This is a genomic window from Pseudokineococcus marinus (genome assembly GCF_013004605.1).
Lineage (GTDB): Bacteria > Actinomycetota > Actinomycetes > Actinomycetales > Quadrisphaeraceae > Pseudokineococcus > Pseudokineococcus marinus.
In genome coordinates, this window is record NZ_JABEMA010000480.1 from 1 (window position 1) to 1,613 (window position 1,613).

A 1,613-nucleotide genomic window follows, 5' to 3' on the forward strand; every position below is an offset into this window, starting at 1 on the left:
CCGCCGAGGGGCCCTCTGCACCGGAGCCCTCCGCGCGGGCGCCGTCCGCCACCTGCGCCGAGGCAGGCCCTCCGACCGCGTCGGCCTCCTCGGCGCGCCGGCAGGCGAGGAGGACGGCGAGGTCGGCGGGCAGGGCCTCGTAGCCGCTGACCTGCACGACCCGGACGCCGGCGCGGCGGGCGGGCCCGTGCCAGGTGCGGACCGTGCGCGCGACGGCGGGGACCTCGCCGCTGAGGTCGACGTAGGAGGCGCCGCCCCGCACGCAGGCGGCGACGACGGCGTCCGCCGTCCTCGAGTACGGGCCGGCGAGGTCGAGGACGACCCGCGTGCGACGGGCGACGCGCTCGAGCGCCGGTTCGTCCCGCAGGTCGACCACGAGGGACGGCACGTCGGGCGCGCCCAGCTCGTCCAGCACGGCGGCCAGCCGGTCAGGGCTGCGTCCGGCCACGGCCCAGCGCGCGCCGGTGGCGCGCGAGCGCTCGTGCAGGTGACGCGCGACGAGACGGCCCGTCAGCCCGGTGGCCCCGAGGACGACGACGTCGAGGTCACGGCCCGCCCCGGTGGCGCTCCGTCCGGCCGTCACGACGCCGTGATGCGTCCGACGACGTCCACCCGCACCGGGACGCCGTCGACCTCGGCGGGCACCTCGGGCGCGTCGTCCTCGGCGACCACGCCCACGCGCACGCCGTAGGCGGCGGCGGACGTGCCCACGGCCCACCGGACGACCCCGACACCGTTGACCCGGCGGTCACCGGCGAGCGAGGACGCCAGGCGGCTCTTGGCGGCGCGGGCGGCGTCCCGGCTGGCCCCGGGGAGACCGTCACCGGACGGCTGGCTCATCCCGGCAGTGTGCACCGCCCGGCGTCGCGCCACCACGCGTCCGGCGCCGGCACCGCCCGGCCGAGCGCCTACGGCGCGAGCAGCTGCACGCCCAGCGCCTCGAGCACCGCGTCGACGGGGTTGCAGAAGGTGAGACCCGCCCCGCCGGGCCCACCGCGCTCGCTGCCGGCGAAGAGCAGGCCCACAGCCGTCCGGGTCACGGGGTCGTAGACGAGGGAACCGCTGTCACCGCCCGCGGAGAAGGCGCCGTCCGCGCCGGTGACCTCCACCTGGTCGTCGAAGGTGACGACCCCGCTCGGGTAGGAGACGGCCACGCCGTCGAGCTCGATGGCCGTCACCGCTCCCCGGGTCAGGCCCGTGGTGCGCCCCACCTTCTCGACGACGAGCCCGTCGTCCGCGGCGCTGGTCGTCGTGACGGCGCCCACGGGGTAGGTCGGGTCGATCTCGACGTCGTCGTCGAGCACCGCCAGGGCGGCGTCGACGACGTTCGGCCCGTCGAGCTGCAGCGGGACGGCGACGGCGAGCCGGCCGACCGCGTCCGCGGCCGTGCCGCCGTCGGCGCTGCCGGGCTGCAGCACCGCCGACCCGGGGGCGGCGCGGTCGGAGTCGGCGAGCACGTGGTTGTTCGACAGCAGGTAGCGCGCCGGGTCGCCGGGTCGAGCCACGAAGCCGCCTACGGTGCCCGCCGTGACGGCCCGCTGGGCGACCGACAGGCCCGGCCGCAGCGGCCGCTCGCGCTGCTGGAGCACCTCGGCCGCCCACCGGCCGGGGCG

At 78.5% G+C, this 1,613-nt stretch carries 3 protein-coding genes; all 3 read right to left on the reverse strand.

Translation table 11 applies throughout. The features are described 5' to 3' along the window. A partial coding sequence (locus HLB09_RS16800; RefSeq protein WP_171204439.1) for a saccharopine dehydrogenase NADP-binding domain-containing protein occupies positions 1-583 on the reverse strand: 583 nt, incomplete at its 3' end. Then, complete coding sequence (locus HLB09_RS16805) at positions 580-840, reverse strand: hypothetical protein (RefSeq protein WP_171204440.1); 261 nt, start codon at positions 838-840, stop codon at positions 580-582. The genes HLB09_RS16800 and HLB09_RS16805, both read right to left, overlap by 4 nt. 68 nt (positions 841-908) lie before the next feature. Beyond that, positions 909-1,613 (reverse strand): chymotrypsin family serine protease (locus HLB09_RS16810; protein WP_171204441.1); only part of this gene is annotated, 705 nt, incomplete at its 5' end.

Excerpts from the sequence above, each read along its gene's own strand:
- HLB09_RS16805 (WP_171204440.1), bottom strand. The coding sequence starts at position 840 with ATGAGCCAGCCGTCCGGTGACGGTCTCCCCGGGGCCAGCCGGGACGCC.